This is a genomic window from Caballeronia sp. GACF4, from assembly GCF_023631025.1.
Taxonomy (GTDB): Bacteria; Pseudomonadota; Gammaproteobacteria; order Burkholderiales; family Burkholderiaceae; genus Caballeronia.
In genome coordinates this window covers 115,254-130,737 of record NZ_JALQDW010000005.1, presented here as the reverse complement: position 1 = coordinate 130,737, position 15,484 = coordinate 115,254, and the positions used below count along the sequence as shown (strand labels likewise).

Annotated in this window: 15 protein-coding genes; 8 read left to right on the top strand and 7 right to left on the bottom strand. The window is 61.8% G+C overall.

The genetic code is table 11. The annotated features are described in order from the left end of the window. Nucleotides 1-44 precede the first annotated feature (44 nt). The 4 genes from lysM to gcl form a co-directional block, all read right to left on the bottom strand. Nucleotides 45-533, bottom strand: a complete 489-nt coding sequence (gene lysM / locus NCR40_RS06735) for a peptidoglycan-binding protein LysM (protein WP_250464772.1) — start codon at nucleotides 531-533, stop codon at nucleotides 45-47. Nucleotides 534-808: 275 nt separating this feature from the next. Next, entirely contained in the window at nucleotides 809-1,717 is a 909-nt protein-coding gene (locus tag NCR40_RS06730; protein ID WP_244825230.1) for a 2-hydroxy-3-oxopropionate reductase, read from the bottom strand. Nucleotides 1,718-1,746: 29 nt separating this feature from the next. Continuing rightward, complete coding sequence (gene hyi / locus NCR40_RS06725) at nucleotides 1,747-2,547, bottom strand: hydroxypyruvate isomerase (protein ID WP_250509044.1); 801 nt, start codon at nucleotides 2,545-2,547, stop codon at nucleotides 1,747-1,749. A 36-nt stretch (nucleotides 2,548-2,583) separates the two neighbouring features. Continuing rightward, a complete protein-coding gene (gene gcl, locus NCR40_RS06720; RefSeq protein ID WP_250509043.1) occupies nucleotides 2,584-4,365 on the bottom strand; it encodes a glyoxylate carboligase in 1,782 nt (593 codons plus the stop codon). A 162-nt stretch (nucleotides 4,366-4,527) separates the two neighbouring features. On the opposite strand from gcl, the gene NCR40_RS06715 reads away from it, so the two are divergent. The 8 genes from NCR40_RS06715 (at nucleotide 4,528) to NCR40_RS06680 (ending at nucleotide 10,601) form a co-directional block, all read left to right on the top strand. Continuing rightward, entirely contained in the window at nucleotides 4,528-5,481 is a 954-nt protein-coding gene (locus NCR40_RS06715; RefSeq protein ID WP_244825225.1) for a LysR family transcriptional regulator, read from the top strand. A gap of 244 nt (nucleotides 5,482-5,725) precedes the next feature. Continuing rightward, nucleotides 5,726-6,097, top strand: coding sequence for a 30S ribosomal protein S6 (gene rpsF / locus NCR40_RS06710; protein WP_061117413.1), 372 nt, complete (start codon nucleotides 5,726-5,728; stop codon nucleotides 6,095-6,097). 32 nt (nucleotides 6,098-6,129) lie between these two features. Then, on the top strand, nucleotides 6,130-6,429 hold the full coding sequence (gene priB / locus NCR40_RS06705; RefSeq protein WP_244825224.1) for a primosomal replication protein N: 300 nt from the start codon (nucleotides 6,130-6,132) through the stop codon (nucleotides 6,427-6,429). 2 nt (nucleotides 6,430-6,431) lie between these two features. Further along, entirely contained in the window at nucleotides 6,432-6,707 is a 276-nt protein-coding gene (gene rpsR, locus NCR40_RS06700; RefSeq protein WP_060857153.1) for a 30S ribosomal protein S18, read from the top strand. A 28-nt stretch (nucleotides 6,708-6,735) separates the two neighbouring features. Further along, nucleotides 6,736-7,191, top strand: coding sequence for a 50S ribosomal protein L9 (gene rplI, locus NCR40_RS06695; RefSeq protein WP_244825222.1), 456 nt, complete (start codon nucleotides 6,736-6,738; stop codon nucleotides 7,189-7,191). Nucleotides 7,192-7,323: 132 nt separating this feature from the next. After that, nucleotides 7,324-8,709: a replicative DNA helicase gene (locus tag NCR40_RS06690; protein ID WP_244825221.1), complete on the top strand. Its 1,386-nt coding sequence runs from the start codon at nucleotides 7,324-7,326 to the stop codon at nucleotides 8,707-8,709. Between the two features lie 153 nt (nucleotides 8,710-8,862). Next, nucleotides 8,863-9,489: a DUF47 domain-containing protein gene (locus NCR40_RS06685; RefSeq protein ID WP_244825219.1), complete on the top strand. Its 627-nt coding sequence runs from the start codon at nucleotides 8,863-8,865 to the stop codon at nucleotides 9,487-9,489. Nucleotides 9,490-9,590: 101 nt separating this feature from the next. After that, entirely contained in the window at nucleotides 9,591-10,601 is a 1,011-nt protein-coding gene (locus NCR40_RS06680) for an inorganic phosphate transporter (RefSeq protein ID WP_244825217.1), read from the top strand. Between the two features lie 82 nt (nucleotides 10,602-10,683). On the opposite strand, the gene NCR40_RS06675 is transcribed toward NCR40_RS06680, so the two are convergent. The 3 genes from NCR40_RS06675 to NCR40_RS06665 all read right to left on the bottom strand — a co-directional run bounded on the left by NCR40_RS06675 (nucleotide 10,684) and on the right by NCR40_RS06665 (nucleotide 15,238). Further along, nucleotides 10,684-11,490, bottom strand: coding sequence for an SDR family oxidoreductase (locus tag NCR40_RS06675; RefSeq protein ID WP_244825216.1), 807 nt, complete (start codon nucleotides 11,488-11,490; stop codon nucleotides 10,684-10,686). Nucleotides 11,491-11,796: 306 nt separating this feature from the next. Next, nucleotides 11,797-13,161: an NlpC/P60 family protein gene (locus NCR40_RS06670; RefSeq protein WP_250509042.1), complete on the bottom strand. Its 1,365-nt coding sequence runs from the start codon at nucleotides 13,159-13,161 to the stop codon at nucleotides 11,797-11,799. A gap of 193 nt (nucleotides 13,162-13,354) precedes the next feature. Further along, nucleotides 13,355-15,238 (bottom strand): PhoH family protein, encoded by a 1,884-nt coding sequence (locus NCR40_RS06665; RefSeq protein ID WP_250509041.1) that lies wholly within the window; start codon nucleotides 15,236-15,238, stop codon nucleotides 13,355-13,357. Between the last annotated feature and the right edge of the window lie 246 nt (nucleotides 15,239-15,484).

Genomic DNA, 15,484 nt, shown 5'->3' with positions numbered 1-15,484 from the left:
ACTGAAACGAAAAACGCGAACCGGAGTTCGCGTTTTTCGTTGCTTCAGCTTGCAGCCGGAATGCGTAGCACCTGTCCCGGATAGATCTTGTCCGGGCTCTTGAGCATGGGTTTGTTGGCTTCGAAGATGACATCGTTCTTCGCGCCGCTGCCGTAATACTTCTCCGCGATTTTCCAGAGATTGTCGCCGGCCACGACCGTATGAAATTGCGACTCCGGAGCGGGCGACGGCACGGTCAGTTGGTCATCCACCTTGTCCACGTGCTGCACGTTGCCCGCCGCGACGAGGATCTTCTCCTTCGTGGCCTGATCCGCCGCTTCGCCCGATACGGTGACCGTGTGCGACGCGCCGTCGTACTTCACTTGCAGATCCTGCGCTTCGAGCCCTTGCGAACGAATGTACGTCGCGATGGCTTCGCCGGCCTTGAGATTGAGCTCCGCGACATCCACGGCCGCAGGCGCGGCCTGCGCGGTTTGCGAGGTTGCACCAAAGAGCTTCTCGCCTGCTTCCTTGATAAAGCTGAGGATTCCCATTGCTGAACTCCTTAAGTGTCGATGGTGAGCGCTTGCGCCAGGGCAAGGCTTCGTTAGTCGCATCACTTCAAGGATAGTTCGGAGATTGTGACAATGGCTGGTTCATGCGCGATCCAACAATCCGACGCGGACACCCGACGGAAAACCGTCTGACCGACCAAGGCTTACCCGGCTCGACCGACGGGTGCCGCTCTCGGACCCCACTTGCCGCCCTCAGCCCAGAGCGGCATTTGTCCCGCGTGCCCATACGCGGGACGCCCCACGGTACCGGTCGTTCAAGCCGCGGCTTTCGCCTTCTGCGGTTCTTGAGCAACCTGGAAGTTCGACATGATTTCAAGCGCCCGCACGAGTCCCGAGTGATCCCAGGCTTTGCCGCCATTGGCCGCGCACACGCTGAACAACTGCTGCGCGCTCGCGGTGTGGGGCAGGGCGAGACCCATCTTGCGCGCGCCTTCGAGCGCAAGATTCAAGTCCTTCTGATGCAGTTCGATACGGAAGCCCGGGTCGAACGTGCGCTTCGTCATGCGCTCGCCGTGCACTTCGAGAATGCGCGACGCGGCGAACCCGCCCATTAATGCCCGGCGCACGCGTTCCGGATCGGCGCCCGAACGCGAGGCAAACAACAAGGCCTCGGCGACGGCTTCGATGTTGAGCGCGACGATGATCTGATTCGCCACCTTGCAGGTCTGACCCGCGCCGTTGTCGCCGATGAGCGAGATGTTCTTGCCCATGAGATCGAACAGAGGCTTCGCGATATCGAACGATTTCTGCGGGCCACCCACCATGATCGTGAGCGATGCCTCGCGCGCGCCCACTTCGCCGCCGGACACGGGCGCATCGAGATAGTCGCAGCCGAGCGCGTTGATCTTCTTCGCGAAGTCCTGCGTATCGAGCGGGTTGATCGAGCTCATGTCGATCACGAGCTTGCCCTTCGTGAGGCCGTTGGCCACGCCGTCATCGGCGAAGAGGACGTTGGCGACATCGGGCGTGTCGGGCACCATCGTGATGACGATCTCGCTCGCTTGCGCCACGCCGGTGGAATCGGCCGCGACTTGCGTCTGTGCGCGGATGTCGTCGGGCACCGGAAACTTGCCGTTCACGACGAGCTTGTGACCGCCCTTCAAAAGGTTGCGCGCCATGTGCGCGCCCATGATGCCAAGGCCGATGAATCCAATGGTTGCCATACTCTCTTGCTCTCCTTGTGTCTCGGGTTTTAAGCGGCGGCGCGCGGCTTTGCGGCGGCGATCGTGCGAAGCCAGCCAAGGCCCGCTTCGGTGCTTGCAAGCGGCTTGTATTCGCAGCCGATCCATCCTTCGTAGCCGATCGAATCGAGCAGATCGAACAGGAACGCGTAGTTGATCTCGCCCGTGCCCGGTTCGTTGCGCCCCGGATTGTCGGCGAGCTGGATATGCGCGATCGACGGCAGGTTCTTCTTGATCGTCGCGGCCAGTTCGCCTTCCATGCGCTGCATGTGATAGATGTCGTATTGCAGGAACAGATTGTCCGAGCCGACCGCACGGATCACGTCGAGCCCTTCGGACGAACGGTTCAGCGCGAAGCCCGGAATATCGTAGGCATTGCACGGCTCGACGAGCAGGCGGATGCCTTCCTTCTTCAATGCATCGGCGGCGAAGCGCAGGTTTTCGATGATCGTCGTGCGCGCCTGTTCCTTCGATACCCCCGCCGTCGGAATGCCAACGAGGCAGTTCACTTGCGGCACCTTCAGCGCCTTCGCGTATTCGATTGCGCGGGGCACGCCTTCACGGAACTCGCTCACGCGACCCGGCAGGCAGGCGATGCCGCGTTCGCCCGCTTCCCAGTTGCCCGCGGGCAGGTTGTGCAGCACGATCCGCAGGTCGTGTTCCTCGATGCGTGCTTGCAAATCGCCGGTCGAGTACGCATACGGAAACAGGAACTCGACCGCCTTGAAGCCCGCCTTCGACGCCGCCGCGAAGCGGTCGAGGAAAGGGACTTCGTTGAACAGCATGGTCAGGTTCGCGGCAAATTTCGGCATGTCTTTATTCCTGATGGTCGGTCAGTTCTAGGACGCTCAGTCGAGCGGCGTCACGGTCACGGCGGTCGGCGCATCGGCGCGCGTTTCGGCGAGCTCTTCGAACTCGTTGATCGCGTCGATCTCGGTGCCCATCGCGATGTTGGTCACGCGTTCGAGAATCATCTCGACCACGACCGGCACCTGATGTTGCGCCGCGAGCGCCTGAGCCTGTTTCAACGCCGGCGCGATGTCTTCGGGCTTGTGCACGCGCAGCGCCTTGCAGCCGAGTCCCTCGGCGACCGCGACGTGATCCACGCCGTATCCTTCGAGCTCCGGCGCGTTGATGTTGTCGAACGCGAGCTGCACGCAGTAGTCCATGTCGAAGCCGCGCTGCGCCTGACGAATCAGACCGAGATACGAGTTGTTCACGACCACGTGCACGTAAGGCAGCTTGAACTGCGCGCCGACAGCGAGTTCCTCGATCATGAACTGGAAGTCGTAGTCGCCCGAGAGCGCGACGATCGTGCGTTGCGGGTCCGCGGCGCGCACGCCGAGCGCGGCGGGAATGGTCCAGCCGAGCGGGCCGGCCTGGCCGCAGTTGATCCAGTTGCGCGCCTTGAACACGTGCAGGAACTGCGCGCCCGCGATCTGCGAAAGACCGATCGTCGAGACGAAGCAGGTGTCGCGATCGAACGCGAGATTCATCTCTTCGTAGACGCGCTGCGGCTTCATCGGCACGTGGTCGAAGTGGGTCTTGCGCAGCATCGTGCTCTTGCGTTGCTGGCAGTCCTTGACCCATTGCGAACGGTCCGCAAGCTTGCCCGCGGCTTTCCATTCCTTCGCCACTTCGACGAAGAGTTCGAGCGCGAACTTCGCATCCGACACGATGCCGAGGTCCGGTCCGAACACGCGGCCGATCTGCGTCGGCTCGATATCCACGTGCACGAACTTACGGCCCTTGGTGTAGACCTCGACGCTGCCCGTATGGCGATTCGCCCAGCGATTGCCGATGCCAAGCACGAAGTCCGACGCGAGCATGGTCGCGTTGCCGTAGCGGTGCGACGTCTGCAGACCGCACATGCCTGCCATCAGCGGATGATCGTCGGGAATCGCGCCCCACGACATCAAAGTCGGGATCACTGGCACGCCGAGCGTTTCGGCGAACTCGACGAGCAGATCTTCCGCCGCTGCGTTCAGCACGCCGCCGCCGGAAACGATCAAGGGCTTCTCGGCGTCGTTGAGCATCGAGAGCGCTTTTTCGACTTGAGCGCGCGTGGCTTTCGGCTTGTAGATCGGCAGCGGCTCGTAGGTGTCGATATCGAACTCGATCTCGGCGAGCTGCACGTCGATCGGCAAGTCGACCAGCACCGGACCCGGACGGCCCGAGCGCATCAGATGGAACGCCTGCTGAAACACGCGCGGCACGAGCGCCGGTTCGCGCACGGTGACGGCCCACTTGGTGACGGGCTTGGCGATCGATTCGATATCGACGGCCTGGAAGTCTTCCTTGTACAGACGCGCACGCGGCGCCTGGCCCGTGATCGCGAGAATGGGGATCGAATCCGCCTGAGCCGAGTAGAGGCCCGTGATCATGTCCGTGCCCGCCGGCCCCGACGTACCGATACAAACGCCGATATTGCCGGGAGCCGCGCGCGTATAACCTTCGGCCATGTGCGAGGCGCCCTCGACGTGGCGCGCCAGCACATGGCTGATGCTGCCGGCTTTTCTGAGCGCCGAGTAAAACGGGTTGATGGCGGCGCCGGGAACACCGAACGCGGTGTCGATGCCTTCCTTCTCCAGCACGAGGACGGCTGCGTCGACGGCTCTCATCTTGGGCATGGTTGTCTCCTTCCAGGGGTCTCTATTCGGGGTTGCTGTCTTGGTCGTGCGCATGGCAGCAGGCTTCCGATGCACTTTAGGCGCGTGCAAAAGGTTTGATAAGATCAACCGCAGTCGTTTTTTACCAAACAAAAAGTATCGAATGAGGCCGGAGACAAAGAGATGGACCGCTTCAAGCAGATCGAAACCTTCGTGCGCGTGGCCGAAGCCGGCAGTCTCGCGGCGGCGGCACTGGAAGAGGGCGTGTCGCCGGTGATCCTGGGCCGGCGCATCGACGCGCTCGAAAAGCGCCTAGGCGTCAAACTGATGTATCGCTCGACGCGCAGGCTCGTCGTGAGCGAAGAGGGCGCGGCGTTTCTCGACCGCTGCAAGAATCTGCTCGCGGAGTGGGATCAGGCCGAGAACGAACTCGCGGCCGGCCGGCGCGCGGTGGGCGGGCATCTGATCGTGTCGGCGCCGGCGGCGTTTGGGCGCATGCATGTCGCGCCGCACGCGCCGCTTTTCCTCGTCGATAAACCGGAATTGCAGATGTCGTTCAATCTGACCGACCGCGTCGTCGATCTGGTGCGCGAAGGTTATGACTTGTCGATCCGCATCGGCGGGGCGGTGGACCCGAACTTCGTCGCCGTGAAGCTCGCGAGCAACCGCCGCGTGGTTTGCGGCACGCCCGCGTATTTCAGGAAGCACGGCCGGCCGAAGACGCTCGAAGACTTGCCGAATCACAACTGTCTTGCGTTCAATCTGCAAGGCGGACAGAACCGCGGCTGGTACTTCCGCCGTAACGGCAAGCTCGTGACGGTGCGCGTGACCGGCAATCTCGACTGCAACGACGGCGAGTTGCTGCATCGCTGGGCGTCGGAGGGGCTCGGGCTCGGCTGGCGTTCGACCTGGGAGATTCAGCGTCAGTTGGCGTCGGGCGAACTCGAAACCGTGCTGGACGACTTCGAGCTGCCCGACTACGACATCCTCGCGGTTTATCCGCAGCAGCGCTACGTTCCGGCGCGCGTGCGTTACTTTATTGATTATTTGAAGGAAATTTACGCGCAGGACGGTTATTGGAGCCGTCCGCTCGCGCTTCCCGGCGAACCATTGCCCGCCGGGACGCACGCAGCTTGAGCGTCGCTCGCGCGGCTTTGTGCGGCTCGTGCGGCTCTGTGCGGCTGTGTGCGGCTGTGTGCGACTCGTGCGGCTCTGTGCGGCCACGTTGTAACTGCTTGAAATCATGGCCAAAGTCTTTCGGAAACCGCCGATTTGGCTTGCCTTGGGGAAGGCATCGCGTTATAGTCTTGGGCTTCTCACTTGCCGCACCGGTCCGACGCCCGGGTGGCTTTAATCCAAAAGTTCAGTACAAGGAGTGAATATGCGTCATTACGAAATCGTATTTATCGTGCATCCCGATCAGAGCGAGCAAGTGCCCGCCATGATCGAGCGCTACAAGAGCACGATCACCTCGCACGGTGGCCAGATCCACCGTATCGAAGACTGGGGCCGTCGCCAACTGGCCTACATGATCGAGAAACTCGCGAAGGCTCACTACGTCTGCATGAACATCGAATGCGATCAAGCTACGCTCGAAGAACTCGAGCACGCATTCAAGTTCAACGACGCCGTTTTGCGTCACCTCATCGTCAAGATGAAGAAGGCCGAAACCGGCCCATCGCCTATGATGAAGGAAGTGCAGCGCGAAGAAGCCAAGAAGGCGGCCTCGCAGCCGTCCGAAGCGCAGGCTTAAGGCGAAGATTTTCGTCAGCCACCAGGAATTAAGTGAACAGGCTGCAACTGACAGCAAGCGTCGTGGAACGCGAACCGGTGCGATACACGCCCGCCGGCGTACCAATCGCAAGCTGCACGTTGCATCACCGAACGGAAGTCGTCGAAGCGGGCATTGCCCGTCAAGTCGAACTGACAATGCCGGCCGTAGCCGCCGGCGAGGTGAGCGGCAGACTGGAAAGCTGTCAGATGGGCGTGGAAACACGCTTCACCGGCTTTCTGGCTAAAAAAAGCCGCAACGCACGAACCCTGGTGTTTCACATCACAGAATTGCAGGACATTGGAAAGGACTGAACATGCCCCGCCCGACTGGTAAGAAATTCGACAAGCGTCGTCAGCAACAAAACCCGCTCTTCAAGCGCAAGAAGTTCTGCCGTTTCACGGCGGCCGGTGTCGAGTACATCGACTACAAGGACACGGAAACGCTGAAGGACTTCGTCGGCGAAAACGGCAAGATCACGCCGGCTCGTCTGACTGGCACGAAGGCGCACTATCAGCGCCAGCTCGACACGGCAATCAAGCGCGCGCGTTTCCTCGCGCTCCTGCCGTACACCGACCTGCACAAGGCCTAATCAGACGACGCATAAGGAACAAGCCAAAATGCAAATCATTCTTTTGGAAAAAGTCGTCAACCTGGGCAACCTGGGCGACATCGTCAAGGTCAAGGACGGCTACGCACGTAACTTCCTGATCCCCGGCAAGAAGGCTCGCCGCGCAACGAAAGACGCAATCGCCGAATTCGAAGTGCGCCGCGCCGATCTCGAAAAGGTTGCTGCTGAAAAGCTGGCTTCCGCGCAAAAGCAAGGCGAAAAGCTGAACGGCTTCACGGTTCAGATCTCGCAGAAGGCAGGTGTGGACGGCCGTCTGTTCGGCTCGGTCACGAACGCCGACATCGCCGAAGCACTCAAGGCTCAAGGCTTCGCAGAAGTGGAAAAGGCGCAAGTGCGTCTGCCGCAAGGCCCGCTGAAGCTGGTGGGTGACCACGCTGTTCAAGTGGCGCTGCATACGGACGTGCTGGTCGACGTCACGGTGTCGGTGCTGGGCGAGCACGCCTAAGGTCGCTGCGGACCGCTGGTAAGGCTTCACGCCCAGCCAGCCGAGTCCGGCAGAAAAGAAGGGCAGGAACCGTTTCAGGTTCCTGCCTTTTTTATTGTCCGCTTGCGTCTATTTCATCGATAATTCCACCCCATGAACGCTCCGTCCAAAGACCCGCAACTCGACGCGCTGAAGGTTCCGCCGCACTCGATCGAAGCCGAGCAATCGGTGATCGGCGGTTTGCTGCTGGACAACGCGGCGTGGGACCGAATCGCCGACGTGATGTCGCAAGGCGATTTTTATCGCTATGACCATCGGATCATCTACGAGCACATTGGCAAGCTGATCTCGACCACGCGGCCCGCCGACGTCATTACCGTCTACGAAGCGCTCAACATGGCGGGCAAGGCCGAGGAAGTGGGCGGGCTCGCGTATCTGAATGCGCTTGCTCAGAACACGCCTAGCGCAGCGAACATTCGCCGTTACGCGGAAATCGTGCGCGATCGCGCGGTGCTGCGCCGCCTGGTTTCCGTCGCCGATGAAATTTCCGCCGATGCCTTCAATCCGCAAGGCAAGGAAGTGCGCCAGATTCTGGACGAGGCGGAATCGCGTGTGTTTTCCATCGCCGAGGACGGGGCACGCGGCACGCAGGGCTTTCTGGAAATCGGACCGCTGCTTACGCAAGTTGTCGAGCGCATCGACACGCTTTACCACACGGCCAATCCAAGCGATGTCACGGGCACGCCAACCGGCTTCGTCGACCTCGACCGCATGACGTCGGGCATGCACGGCGGCGAATTGATCATCGTGGCGGGACGTCCGTCGATGGGTAAGACAGCGTTCTCGATGAACATCGGCGAATACGTGGCGGTGGAGTATGGTCTGCCCGTCGCCGTTTTCTCGATGGAAATGCCCGGCACGCAACTGACCATGCGTATGCTCGGCTCGGTCGGCCGGCTGGATCAACACAGAATGCGTACCGGCCGCCTCACCGACGAAGACTGGCCGAAGCTCACGCACGCGGTTCAGAAAATGAGCGAGGCGCAGCTTTTCATCGATGAAACGGGCGGTCTGAACCCCATGGAACTGCGCTCGCGCGCGCGGCGCTTGTCGCGGCAGTGCGGCAAACTCGGGCTCATCATCGTCGATTATTTGCAGCTGATGTCCGGCTCCGGCGGCGGCGAAAACCGCGCGACCGAAATCTCGGAAATCTCGCGCTCGCTCAAGGGGCTCGCGAAAGAACTCGACGTGCCGGTGATCGCGCTTTCGCAGTTGAATCGCGGTCTGGAACAGCGCCCCAACAAGCGTCCGATCATGTCGGATTTGCGGGAATCCGGCGCTATCGAGCAGGACGCGGACGTGATTCTCTTCATCTACCGCGACGAAGTTTATAACCCCGACAGCCCGGACAAGGGCACGGCGGAAATCATCATCGGCAAGCAGCGTAATGGTCCGATCGGGCCCGTGCGGCTGACTTTCCACGGCCAATACACGAAGTTCGACAATTTCGCCGGCGCGCAGAGTTTTTACGGCGAATAACGCCCGAAGCCGCGCGCATCCCTTCTGCTCGATGTCAAGACTTCGTGTCGACACGCGCCGCGCGGCGCTTCGCGCGCGGTGCGTGGGCTGCCGGGCAAAGGTACAATATGTCGGTTTGATGTCTGTCTCATTGACCCATTTTTCGGGATTTTCATGTTCGGTCGTTTCATGCCCACCGAGGGCAAATTCTTCGAGATTTTCAACGCGCACGCGAAATGCATCATCGATGCAAGCCGCGAGCTCGAATTGCTGATCGATAACCTCGACGAAGCCGAGGTCCACAAGCAGAACGTCCAGACGGCCGAAAAGCGCGCCGACAAGCTCACGCACGAAACCATCGATCTGCTGCACAAGACTTTCATCACGCCGCTCGATCGCGACGAAATCCACAAGCTCATCACGACGATGGACGACATCCTCGACTTGATGGAGGACGTCGCCACGGCCATTTCGCTCTACGACGTACGCGCGGTGACTTCCGAGGCGAGCCAGCTCGCGCACATCTGCACGGCGACGTGCCTGCGTGTGCAGAAGGCGGTCGAATTGCTCGCGGACATGAAGCGCGCGAGCGAAATCCTGAAGATCTGCGAAGAAATCGACCGCCTGGAATCCGACGCCGACCGCGTCTTGCGCTCCGCCATGTCGAAACTTTTCCGCGAGGAAGACGACGTCAAGACGCTGATCAAGCTGAAGGCCATCTACGAGTTGCTGGAGACGATCACCGACAAGTGCGAAGACGTCGCGAACATCATCGAAGGCATCGTTCTGGAAAACGCCTGACCACGCCGGCCATGCCCGCCAGCGCGTGATCAAAGCTCCGTGCGGCGGGTCAAGAGGACAAAACCGGCGCTTTTCACAGCTGGTCAAAACAAAAGCAACCGATGCATTCGATTCAACTCGCCATCTGGGCAGTCGCCTTGCTCGTCATAGTCGCGCTCGCGTTCGACTTCATGAACGGCTTTCACGACGCGGCCAACTCCATCGCCACGGTGGTCTCCACCGGCGTGCTCAAGCCGCAACAAGCGGTCGCTTTCGCGGCGGCGTTCAACGTCATCGCGTATTTCATCTTCCACCTGAAGGTCGCGGCGACCGTCGGCAAGGGAACGATCGATCCCGATATCGTCGACCACTACGTGATCTTCGGCGCGCTCGTCGGCGCGATCGGCTGGAATATCGTCACATGGCACTACGGCATTCCGTCTAGCTCGTCGCACGCGCTGATCGGCGGACTCGTCGGTGCCGCGCTCGCCAAGTCGGGCTGGGGATCGCTCAACATGGACGGTCTTCTCAAGACTGTCGCGTTCATTTTCATTTCGCCGCTGCTCGGCTTCGTGCTCGGCTCGTTTTTCATGCTGCTCGTGTCGTGGCTGTATTTCCGCACGCCGCCATCGAAGGTAGACAGGCGCTTCCGGCGCTTGCAGCTCATTTCCGCCGGGCTTTACTCGCTCGGCCACGGTGGGAATGACGCGCAAAAGACCATCGGCATCATCTGGATGCTGCTGATCGCGACTGGCTACGCTTCTTCCGCGGCAGATGCGCCGCCTATCTGGGTTATCGGTTTGTGTTACCTGTCGATGGGTCTTGGCACTTTGTTCGGCGGCTGGCGCATCGTGCGCACCATGGGTCAGAAGATCACCAAGCTCAAGCCCGTCGGTGGTTTTTGCGCGGAAACGGGCGGGGCGATCACGCTCTTCGTCGCATCGTTCCTCGGCATTCCAGTGTCCACCACGCATACGATCACGGGCGCCATCGTCGGTGTGGGCGCGACGCAGAAATTCAGCGCGGTGCGCTGGGGCGTCGCGGGAAATATCGTGTGGGCGTGGATCTTGACTATTCCGGCATCCGCGGTGCTCGCGGCGGTCGGTTGGTGGATCGGCCACCGAATCTTGTAGTCGGTTTCTTCAGCGGCCCCGTTCACGACGGGGCCGTTTTGCATCTGTTGCAAATCGATTGCCGCGCTCGGCGGCGTCGCTCTCAGATGATCGGCGACGACACTCCGTCCATCGGAATGATTGCGCCCGATACATAACTCGCGCGACGGCTCGCTAGGAACAGCGCGACGTCGGCGATTTCCTCGGGTTTCGCGTAGCGGCCAAGCGGCACCTTCGACTGGCTCTCGGCGAGCACGGCGTCGCGTGTCGTCCCTTGCCGTTCGGCTTCGAGCGCGAGGGCTTCCTCGACGCGTTCGGTGAGCGTCGATCCCGGATTGATCGCGTTGATGCGAATGCCGAGCTTGGCATAGTGATGCGCAAGGCCGACGGTATTGAGCATGAGCGCCGCATTGGCCGCGCCGCCCGCAATATGAATGTCCGACGCGATTTTGCCGCCCATGCCGACGATATTCACGATCGCGCCCGGCTCTATGTTCGGATCGCCGCGCAAGCGTTCGGCCATGCGCTTTAGCACCACTTGCTGCGGATAGACGTAGGAGAAGTATTTCGCGTCCATCGCGGCTTTATACGCGGCAGCGTCGAGCGTGTCGGGATCGTACCGGCGCGCGGCGCCGGCGCTGTTGATCAGGATGTCGATGGGGCCGAGCGCGGCGCTCGCTTCCTCGACGACATCTTCGGCGCTGTGCGCTTCGTGCAGATCGGCGCGGGCGAGATGCACGTGATGACCTTCTTTCGCGAGTTGTTCGCGGGCGCGCGCGAGGTTGGCGGCATCGCGCGAGACGATCGCGACTTTTGCGCCTTCGCTTGCAAAGGCTTTTGCGCATGCAAAACCGATTCCCTTGCTGCCGCCCGTGATCAGGACGACTTTCCCGGCAAGACCCAAGTCCATGGTGATTGGCTCCTTCTGATTGCGCCGCCTGTCGCGGCGGGATCCAGTCACGATAGCAGAGAGGGGCGACGACTGTGGATGGCGATGGAGTTGCGTTTCGCTCGGTTCGATATGTATCGATGCGCTTGAGCCGCGCGCGGCGGTGCCGAAACCGAAGGGCTATTTCTATCCATGAAGCCTAAATCCGGCGATATAGGGCAACGCGGACAGAACAAAACGGCAGACGCGAACAGCGCGACGAAGAGATTCCGGCCTCAAAGTCGGTGTTTCGGGACGCGGCCGCGCGCCTTGAATCTCGTGTGAGTCTCAGTTGCTGCCGGTGGCGAAGCGCGCGATGGGATCGTCAGCTTGGTTCGAACGCGGCGCGGTAAGCGAGCCGGTCGATGCGCGGATGACGTGCGCGGGCGGATCGGCGGGATCGCTCGTTGCCTGCGCCGCGCGCGCTTGCTTGCGTGCGGCGTTCGATGTCGGCGGCGGCGGTTCGAAGGCGTCAGCGGCGGCTTGGATGGGATCGGGGGAAGCGTTTGCCGAGCCTGCCACCGCGGATGGCGCGATTGCACCGGCAAGGCGGGCTTGGCGTTGTGCGGCGCTCAAGGCGGGTGGCGGAGGTTCGAAGGCGTCGGCGCTGGATCGTGCGGTATTGGTGGTTGCACCTGCCGCAAGCGCTTGACGCTGCGCCGCGCTCAAAGTAGGTGGCGGCGGCTCGAAGGCATCGGTACTGGATTGTGCAGTACCGGTTGCCGCGCGTGCCTGTCGCTGCGCCGCGGTCAAGGTCGATGGGAGCGGCTCGAAATCATCGGCATTCGATCGCGCGGAACTGGCCGTCGCGCCGGCCGCAAGCGCCTGCCGCTGCGCAGCACTCAAACTGGATGGCGGCGGCTCGAACGCATCGGCGTTGGATCGTGCGGTATTAGTCACCGTGCTTCGCCGTTCCCCCGCATTCAATGCCGATACAGGCGGTTGATATGCTTCGTTACTCGTCCCCGCCGCGCTTTCCCGAGCATATGAATCGGCAGGCGTCGAAGATAACCGTCCATTAGCCGAAGCCTGAGCGCTCGCACCCGCCGCCGTCGGCACGTCAGATCCAGCAGGCGACGCCAAGTACGTCGGCGCATCGAAAGGCGCGGGCCCGCTCTTCGGCGGCGCAACGCGCCGGATTCCGTCGAAACGCTTTGCCCAATAAGGATTGGTCAAATAATCGAGCCGGACCGTCCCGCCCGTCGATGGCGCATTCACGAACCGCAACTTGCCGACATAAATCCCGACATGCGAATGCGCCCGCCCCGTCGTGTTGAAGAAAATCAGATCGCCGGGCGCAACGCCGTCCGGCTCGATCGATTCCCCGCGCCCGCTCATCTCGGCGGTCGTTCGCGGCAGATTCACCGATGCCGCGCGATCCACCACGTAGCGTACGAGTCCGCTGCAATCGAAGCCCGCTTCCGGCGTATTCCCACCCCATCGATACGGCACACCAACGAGCGCCATCGCCTGAATCGAAATTTCCTCGCGCCCGACGCTATGGTCGACGAAAGTCGGGAAACCAGGAGGCGGCTTGTACGTGCGATTCGCGGCTGTCGACGATGCCGCCGGCTTGCGCGTGCTCTCCTGCGGCACGCTTCCACACGCGGCGAGCAGAACGGAGACAAGAAACGGCAGCCAGATTCGACGCATTGCAGACGGCGAGCAGCATCTCGCCAAAAGAGGGCAGTCTGTCGATACTAGACCGCCGAACGGACGTGCGGCAAGTTTTCCTGAGACATCACATGAAGTTTGCGTCGTAAGTGTTGCAGTGGCGAAACGATCGGACGAATAGAAACGGCCCGGCGAATCGCTTCACCGGGCCGTTTCGTCAAGTCAAAAGCGCTTACAAAATATCCGACGCGTAATCCGCCAAACGCGAGCGCTCGCCGCGCGCAAGCGTCACATGGCCGCTATGCGTCCATCCCTTGAAGCGATCCACCACGTAGGTCAGGCCGGAACTGCCTTCAGTCAGATAAGGCGTGTCGATCTGCGCGATATTGCCCAGGCAAATGATCTTCGTGCCCGGACCCGCGCGCGTGACGAGCGTCTTCATCTGCTTGGGCGTGAGATTCTGCGCCTCGTCGATGATCACGTACTTATCCACGAACGTCCGGCCGCGCATGAAGTTCATGCTCTTCACCTTGAGACGCGAGCGAATCAGTTCTTGCGTCGCCGCGCGGCCCCATTCGCCGGCGGCATCGTCGGTTTTCTGCAGGACTTCGAGGTTGTCGTCGAATGCGCCCATCCACGGCTGCATCTTCTCTTCCTCGGTGCCCGGCAAAAAGCCGATGTCCTCGCCCACGGGCACGGTCGCGCGCGTCACGATGATCTCGTTGTAGCGCTTGTCGTCGAGCACTTGCGCCAAGCCGGCGGCAAGCGCCATGAGCGTCTTGCCGGTGCCGGCCTGACCGAGCAGGGTGACGAAATCGACCTCCGGGTTCATCAGCAAGTTGAGCGCGAAGTTCTGCTCGCGATTGCGCGCCGTGATGCCCCACACGTTGTTCTTGTGATGGCCGTAGTCGCGCAGCGTCTGCAAGAGCGCCGTCTTGCCGTTCAACTCGCGCACCACCGCATGGAACGACGGCTCGCCGTTCTGCGGCTCCAGATAGACGAACTCGTTGACGAGCATCGACGAACACAGCGGACCGGTCACGCGGTAATACGTGGTGCCAGTTTTCGTGTCCTGCCAGCTCTCCATGCCCTTGGCGTGCTTGGTCCAGAAGTCCTGCGGCAGCGCGCGTACGCCCGAATAGAGCAGGTCCTTGTCTTCGAGAACCTGATCGTTGAAGTAGTCTTCGGCGGGCAAGCCGAGCGCATGCGCCTTGATACGCATGTTGATGTCTTTCGACACCAGCACGACCTGCCGGTCCGGGCGCTCTTTCTGCAACGCGCGCACGACGCCGAGAATCTGGTTGTCCGCCTTGCCGACAGGCAAGCCTTCGACCGGTTCGATATCGGTGAGCGTCGTCTGGAAGTAGAGCCGTCCGAGCGCGTCGCGATTACCCTGCGCGGCGAGCGGCAGCCCCGCCGACATCTCGCCCGCGTGCGCGACGAGCGCGTCGAGCGTGCGACTCACCTGACGCGCATTGCGCGCGACTTCCGACATGCCCTTCTTGTGATTGTCGAGTTCTTCGAGCGTCATCATCGGCAGATAGACGTCGTGCTCCTCGAAGCGGAAGAGCGAGCTCGGATCGTGCATCAGCACGTTGGTATCGAGCACGAAAAGCTTGTGCAATTCGGCTTCCTGCACGCCGCGCTGACGGCGTTTGTTCTGCGCGGCCGGCTCTTTCGCGGCGCGCGCGGCGGTCGTGGCCGCGGGCGCGACGGGTGCATCCGCGCGGCCGGTACGGGCTTCGCGCGCGGCGGGTTCGACAGGCGTTGCGGGCGCGGCTTCATCGGCTGCCTGACGCGCGTTCGGCGCCGGCTGCAGGAGCGCGGCGGTCTGTTTGGTGCGGCGTGCGCGCGTGGCAGGTGCGGGCGCGGCGGGCATGACGGCTTCGCTCGGCGCTTCGAGCGGAATCTGGGTCAGCACCTCGCTCGCGATGGAACGCAGCGTATGCGCGGCATTCGCCGCGGGACGCTCGGCGGCGACGGTCTGGACCGCGCCGTTTTCCTCGTCGCCGGATGACGACGTCTGTTTCTTCTGCTTCGACGGCCGGGCTTTGGCTTTGTATTCCTCAGCCGGGAGGAGATGGCCGAGCTTGGCCGGGGCGGTAGGCAAAGGCATGGTGTTCCCTCGAAAGGAATCGGGTCGTATATTGCGCGCCGCCTGTCGCATTCTGCTCGTTCGCCCTCGCAGCGAATCGTGGTTCGCAGTCTGCGTCCGGCGGCGCGCTTCGTTTGTCGAAAACGCCGGTTCGCCTAAGTTTCGATCTGCTCCTTGAGTGTGCGTCCACTGGTGTCGTGCGAAGGTCCGGAAAACTTCGTGGCCGACTGTGGCATTCGCGCGACGCCAATAAAAAAGCCGCCGTCC

Coding starts and splice junctions, on each gene's coding strand:
- rpsR (WP_060857153.1), top strand. CDS start 6,432: ATGCCCCGCCCGACTGGTAAGAAATTCGACAAGCGTCGTCAGCAACAA.
- hyi (WP_250509044.1), bottom strand. CDS start 2,547: ATGCCGAAATTTGCCGCGAACCTGACCATGCTGTTCAACGAAGTCCCT.
- NCR40_RS06680 (WP_244825217.1), top strand. CDS start 9,591: ATGCATTCGATTCAACTCGCCATCTGGGCAGTCGCCTTGCTCGTCATA.
- NCR40_RS06685 (WP_244825219.1), top strand. CDS start 8,863: ATGTTCGGTCGTTTCATGCCCACCGAGGGCAAATTCTTCGAGATTTTC.
- NCR40_RS06690 (WP_244825221.1), top strand. CDS start 7,324: ATGAACGCTCCGTCCAAAGACCCGCAACTCGACGCGCTGAAGGTTCCG.
- NCR40_RS06670 (WP_250509042.1), bottom strand. CDS start 13,161: ATGCGTCGAATCTGGCTGCCGTTTCTTGTCTCCGTTCTGCTCGCCGCG.
- rplI (WP_244825222.1), top strand. CDS start 6,736: ATGCAAATCATTCTTTTGGAAAAAGTCGTCAACCTGGGCAACCTGGGC.
- lysM (WP_250464772.1), bottom strand. CDS start 533: ATGGGAATCCTCAGCTTTATCAAGGAAGCAGGCGAGAAGCTCTTTGGT.
- NCR40_RS06675 (WP_244825216.1), bottom strand. CDS start 11,490: ATGGACTTGGGTCTTGCCGGGAAAGTCGTCCTGATCACGGGCGGCAGC.
- rpsF (WP_061117413.1), top strand. CDS start 5,726: ATGCGTCATTACGAAATCGTATTTATCGTGCATCCCGATCAGAGCGAG.
- NCR40_RS06715 (WP_244825225.1), top strand. CDS start 4,528: ATGGACCGCTTCAAGCAGATCGAAACCTTCGTGCGCGTGGCCGAAGCC.
- gcl (WP_250509043.1), bottom strand. CDS start 4,365: ATGCCCAAGATGAGAGCCGTCGACGCAGCCGTCCTCGTGCTGGAGAAG.
- NCR40_RS06730 (WP_244825230.1), bottom strand. CDS start 1,717: ATGGCAACCATTGGATTCATCGGCCTTGGCATCATGGGCGCGCACATG.
- NCR40_RS06665 (WP_250509041.1), bottom strand. CDS start 15,238: ATGCCTTTGCCTACCGCCCCGGCCAAGCTCGGCCATCTCCTCCCGGCT.